Source organism: Candidatus Phytoplasma bonamiae (genome assembly GCF_030586845.1).
Classification (GTDB): domain Bacteria; phylum Bacillota_I; class Bacilli_A; order Acholeplasmatales; family Acholeplasmataceae; genus Phytoplasma; species Phytoplasma bonamiae.
In genome coordinates this window covers 1-6,050 of sequence record NZ_JAOSIQ010000027.1, presented here as the reverse complement: position 1 = coordinate 6,050, position 6,050 = coordinate 1, and the positions used below count along the sequence as shown (strand labels likewise).

The window sequence follows — 6,050 nt, the reverse complement described above, 5'->3', positions numbered from 1 at the left end:
TTTACTCTTGGGACAGAATAAAAAAAATGCGTAATTACAAGGGAAACCCGGACATTACCATTAACAAATATATATTCCAAGGTCGCACCCATCTAACTGACCGTCTAAAAGCGGAACGTTGTGAGAATTGCGATAAAACATCCCAACTTCAAATTCATCACATTGGGACAATTCGCAATGCGCATTACCAAAGTGTCATGAATAAAAGAACAAAGGTATTGTGTAAAGATTGTCATCGTAAGATAACCAATCAGCAAATACATGATATCAGAAAGAATAAGAACAATAGGAATAAATAGCTAATTAACCGCGAGGAGAAATTAGTTCTCGAAAGAGAGTAAATTATGGAAAGCCGGATGCCGGGAAACTTGCTTGTCCGGTTTGGACGGGGGCTGATTGTAAATAAAACAGCAAGAACGAATTGCTGAATAAAACGCAATTAATCTATCCGTATTATTTATGATAATGTTTCTGATTCAAAAGGTTTAGAAAAAGAAGCTATTTTAGTAAAAGAAATGGGTTTTAACGGTAAATCTGCTATACATCCTGATCAATTACCTATTCTTAATCGAGTTTTCCAACCTAGTGATAAAGAAATTCAAGAAGCTTTAAAAATTTTAACTTTATATAAGAAATATCGTTTGCAAAATCAAGGTGTATTCGCGATTGATGGTAAAATGATTGATAAACCAGTTATAAAATATGCAGAAAATGTTTTACAAAAAGCTAATATTCCGAATCCTAGCATAGAAGATTAATAACAAATTTATTTTTTATTGTTTTACACTTTAAGAATAAATTTAAAATATAAGGTATTTTATACGATTTAGTAAATCCATTTTAAATGATTTAAAAACAACATTTGTTAAAAAGTATGTTGTTATTATTTTCAATGTTTGACATTTTTTGTTTTTTCTGATTTTAATATTATTAAAAGTTATACTAAAAGAAATTAAGAAATATAATATTATTGAATGATAAAAACTTATTTATAAATAGTTTTATCGATTAAAAAATATTTAATAAAATTAAGTGATTTTCAAATTGTTAATTAATAAAAAAAGGAATAATTCAATGATAGAACAATTTAAGAAAAATTCAAAAAAAATAGATAATCATAATAACAATGCACTTTATGATTTTAAAATTGATAATAATAGTGTTGGTGCAATGACTAAAATTAAAAACAATCAATATAATTGTTCCAATAATAAAGTTTTAAATTCTTTAGAAGAAGCTATTGTTAAAAGCGGTTTAAAAGATGGTATGACTATTTCGTTTCATCATGCTTTTAGACATGGTGATAAAACTTTTCAACAAGTTATGGAAGCTATCAAAAAATTAAATATTAAAAATTTAACTGTCTTAGCTTCTTCTTTCACAAAGTCTCATGATTGTTTTATTAAATATATTAAAGACGGTATCGTAAGTTCTTTGGAAGGTTCAGCTATAAGGGGAGAATTAGGAAATGCTATTTCCGAAGGTCTTTTAACAAAGCCTGTTATTATTAGATCTCACGGCGGTAGAGCACGGTCTATTACTACAGGACAATCTTATATTAATGTTGCTTTTTTAGCTGCTTCAAGCAGTGATGAGATGGGCAACGCTAATGGTGTTATAGGTGATTCTTGTGTAGGATCTTTAGGTTATGCTATTGTAGATGCGCAATATGCTGATAAAACTATTATTATCACAGATACTTTGGTTTCTTATCCGAATAATCCTATTTCTATTCCGCAAATTTATGTTGATTATGTTGTTAAAGTGGAAGTAATCGGTGATAATAAAAAAATTTCTTCAGGAGAAATTCATTCTAAATTCAATCCCAAAGAAATTATTATTGCCGAAAATATTGTTAAAGTTATTAAAAACACGCCTTATTTTAAAAATGGTTTTTCTTTTCAAACAGGTACTGGCGGGGCTTCTCAAGCATCTTTAGTAATTTTATCTGATGAAATGAGGCGAAAGCAAATAAAATCTTCTGTTTTTTTAGGAGGAATTATTAAATTAGAAGTAGATTTATTAAAAGAAGGACTAGTTAATACATTGTTAGATGTTCAGTCTTTTGATTTAGAAGCGGTTGATTCTTTAAAAAACAATCCGAATCATTTAGAAATGTCAGCTTCTTTTTATGCTAATCCTTTCATTAAAGGTTGTGCTGTTAATAAATTAGATTTTGGTATTTTAAGTGTTTTAGAAATAGATGTTAATTTTAATTGTAATGTTATTACAGGAAATGACGGATATTTACGCGGAGCTTCTGGAGGTCACAGTGATGTAGCATACGGTAGTAAAATTTCTATTGTTGCTGCTCCTTTAATTCGAGGACGAATTTCTTCTATAGTAGATCGTGTGCAAACAATAGTTACTCCAGGAAATACTATTGATGTGTTAGTAACTGATTTAGGTATTTCTGTAAATCCAATAAGAACTGATTTGCTTATGTGGTTAAAGTCAGCTGGAATAGTTGTTAAAGATATTTGTGAATTACGTGACTTGGCTTATAGTATTGTAGGTAAACCGGTACCAATTGATTATGATACTAATCGTGTTATTGCTTTGATTGAGTATCGTGATGGCACTTTAATTGATACCGTTTATAAAGTAAAATAAAGATAATATTTTATTTTAATTTTTGTCAAATTATAGTTTAGGTTTATATAATTGATATGTTTTATAAAACGATAAATCAATATTTAAAAGCCAAAGAAGACAGATATATATTACAACTTAAAATGTTAAATTATTATCAAAAAGGTCTGTTAACTATTAATTTAAATATTCCGGGAATAATTAAACTTAAACCTTTATATTTTGATTTTTTTAATTTATTTATGAAAAGAATTATAATACCTTTTTTACAAAAAAAACAAATATGTTTAGGTTGTAATGATTTTAGAATATTATTTGATAAAGCCGGTTTTTACGTTAATATAGTTTTGATTACTGCAGAAATGTCAAAATTAATAGAAATTAAAAAAAATTTTTTAATTTTAGAAAAAACTCATATTTGTTTTCGTTTATTGGATTTAGATATTATCAATTTAAAACACGAAAACATCTCCCGCAATTTGTTTTATCCGCCAAATCCTCGATTATGTTTTATATGTTCTCAAGCAGCTAAAAAATGTGCTTTAAAAAAAACACATAATTTAATAGAATTATTATCATTTATCGATGGGCGCCAAAGAGGCCTAAATATCGAGTGAACTAACCCATCACCAGTGCGATAAACACTGACAGGCTAAGAACGGTTCTTGAAAGGAAACCATCAAGAATTACAGCAGTTCTTAAAAGCGGGTTGCGATGAAGTAGTTAGTCAATAAGACACCGCCACCGAATGGTTCTAAGGGTAAGCCTGAAATGGCCTAAGAAGATAAGCAGATGTAATAATGAAACCTATTTCGCAAACTACTGTAACCGAATAGTCTAGAGTATATCAATATTAGATGGATATATTGGATAGTTTATCACTTAACCAACCTGGAATCTCACCATGAATAAAATGGTTACTTCCCCTAAGGAATCAAGGTTGATATTTAGCGTAACTTGGAGAATCCTAAAGGCGAGTTATTAAATTAACGAATAATGAGATTAAAGTCATTATAGCCCAAGGAGAAAGCGACTTCTTAGTAGTCGGAGGAGTAAAACTTAATTTGGAATAATTAAGCTAATCGTCCTCCCTAGAACAAGGTTAACGACCTTGATAGGGCGAAAGAAGTTAGTAATTTATGGTTTATCGATAAATTATGGAAAGCCGGATGCTTGGAAACTTGCTTGTCCGGTTTAGATGGGGGCTATTTGTAATAGATATTAGAAGAAAGATAAATCTTGAGATTGAAACGCAAATAATCTATCCATATTTATTATTATTAAACCGACAGCAAAAAAATTGAACTTTGTCGATTTATCTGTAAAATTGTCAGTTTTATTGAGAAAATCTCGTCTTATAAGTTCCTGATAAGGATATTTATTGTATATATGAGTGATGATAAATTTATTTTTTTAAAAAAATTTGTAATTATTTTTTTATTTTGTTTATTGATAACTATCAGTATTAAGGAGTTTTTTTTTAGCAATAAAAAAATTAATGTTGAACCTAATATTATTGATTTAAAAGTTTTTACAAAAACAGAAAATAATAGCGATATTTCAGATGATAAATTATTTAATAAATTACTTGAATTAAAAAATTTTGATTTATATGAATGTCAGAAATTTTTAGATATTTTTGTTTGTGAACTTGAAGATAATGGTAATTTAAAATGGTATTTATTAGATAGTAAAAATTGGAATGATTATGTAAAAAAACAATTACAAGAAACAATAAATAAAATATGTTTAGGACTAGAATATTATTTTAGTTTTAATAATTCTAATATCTCTTTAGAAAAGAAAATTATTATATTAAAAAAATTTTTTACAGTGATAACAGGAATTAATAGAAGTTATTTTTTAAATCGCTTCGTTCAAGAAAAAGATTTTGAAATGTTATCCATAAAAAATATTGAACTTAAAACAAATAGAATCAGTTTAATTACACCAAATGATTTATTAAAATTTAACATTTATAAAGATTTTAAGGATAATAAAGAAATATCTAATCTAAATTATAATAATATTATTCGTCAAAAATATTCCAATTCTAATTCCAAAAATAAAACATTAAATTTTTTTATTTTAAAAAATAATATTTCTGATAATCAACAATTAGGTTTAAAGATTTTTGTAAATGATCAAGAAGATTTACCTATTCAATGGCCGTCCAAATTAGAGTGGAGTAAATTTTTAGGTTTTGGTTATATTTGGAATTTTTTAATTATTTTTATAGCTTCTTTATTAAATTTTTTTTCTTCTATAGGATCTTACGGAGTAGATGGTTTTGTATTAGGTAATTTAGGATTAGGAATTGTATTAACTACTATTTTAATTAGAACTTTATCATGGCCTATTTATACTAAAACTAATAATTTTGCTTTTAATATGAATTTGGCACAACCAGAAATTACTAAAATTCAAACAAAATATTCTTTATCTAAGAATCCTATGGAAATAAAAAAAATGCATTTAGATATTATGCGAGTTTATAAAAAGTATAATTTAAATATGTTTTCTAGCTTATTAATGTCTTTTGGTCAAATGTTTTTATTTTTAGCTATGTTCCGTGTTTTACGTCGTTTTCGTATTCCTGGTGGTATTTTTAAAGTTTATAATAAAAAGCCTTTTTTAGGTGTAATAAATTTACAATTAGAAAATAATAATGATAATTTATTTTTTTCTATATCACTAACTTTAATAACAGGCTTTAGTATGTTTCTTTTGAATAAATTAATAAGGAATAATTCTGAAACTATACAAAATAAAAATGTTTTATCGATACCGAATGAATCTAATATGATTAGGCCGGAAAAACTAATAAATTTTTTTAGTTATATAATGATTTTATTTATGATGTTTTTATCTTTTCGCGATTCTATGTTATCTTTGTATTGGATTATAGGAAATTCTTATACTATTTTGCAAACACTTATTAATAAAAAAATCATATTTAGAAAAATGCAAAAATTAAAAAAATATTAAACAATATTTATAATATTCAATAATTCCTGATTATTCATCAAAGATTAATCTTTTTTTGTATAATAAAAGTCAGGGATTAAAATAATATTTTTTCATATAAAAAAGAATTTTATTTTTAAATTTTTTTATAAAAAAAAAAAAAAATATATATTTTTATCGTTAAATTATGTTAAAATCAATTAGTAAGTTTTTTTAGACTAGAAAAACTATAAAATACTTTGTAATTGATAATATTTAAACGGAGGGATAGCGAAGTGGGTAAACGCAGCAGTCTGTAAAACTGTTCCGGAAGGTACGGCGGTTCGAATCCGTCTCCCTCCACCATGTTAGTTCATTTTTATTGCTACTTCTTTGAAAACTGAAGATGATATTTTATTATTTATTATAATATTCTATATATTATAAAAATTATTAAATATTAAACGATATTTAAATAAATATTATTTATTTAAATGATTTATTACGAAGAG

Annotated in this window: 5 protein-coding genes, 1 tRNA gene and 1 pseudogene; all 7 read left to right on the top strand. The window is 25.8% G+C overall.

Annotated features, from left to right (window positions below):
- A pseudogene (locus OC701_RS02165) lies at positions 1 to 299 on the top strand (group II intron reverse transcriptase/maturase); the annotation flags it as partial.
- 147 nt (positions 300 to 446) lie between these two features.
- The gene (locus OC701_RS02160; RefSeq protein WP_320415508.1) at positions 447 to 758 is read left to right on the top strand and encodes an HpcH/HpaI aldolase/citrate lyase family protein; all 312 of its coding nucleotides are present in this window, start codon (positions 447 to 449) and stop codon (positions 756 to 758) included.
- A 316-nt stretch (positions 759 to 1,074) separates the two neighbouring features.
- Positions 1,075 to 2,613, top strand: a complete 1,539-nt coding sequence (gene citF, locus OC701_RS02155) for a citrate lyase subunit alpha (protein WP_304514461.1) — start codon at positions 1,075 to 1,077, stop codon at positions 2,611 to 2,613.
- Between the two features lie 56 nt (positions 2,614 to 2,669).
- The gene (locus tag OC701_RS02150; RefSeq protein WP_304514460.1) at positions 2,670 to 3,209 is read left to right on the top strand and encodes a citrate lyase holo-[acyl-carrier protein] synthase; all 540 of its coding nucleotides are present in this window, start codon (positions 2,670 to 2,672) and stop codon (positions 3,207 to 3,209) included.
- A 540-nt stretch (positions 3,210 to 3,749) separates the two neighbouring features.
- Complete coding sequence (locus tag OC701_RS02145) at positions 3,750 to 3,896, top strand: hypothetical protein (RefSeq protein WP_304514459.1); 147 nt, start codon at positions 3,750 to 3,752, stop codon at positions 3,894 to 3,896.
- Between the two features lie 85 nt (positions 3,897 to 3,981).
- Entirely contained in the window at positions 3,982 to 5,580 is a 1,599-nt protein-coding gene (locus tag OC701_RS02140) for a YidC/Oxa1 family membrane protein insertase (RefSeq protein ID WP_304514458.1), read from the top strand.
- A gap of 240 nt (positions 5,581 to 5,820) precedes the next feature.
- Positions 5,821 to 5,904, top strand: a tRNA-Tyr gene (locus OC701_RS02135).
- The last annotated feature ends 146 nt before the right edge of the window (positions 5,905 to 6,050 follow it).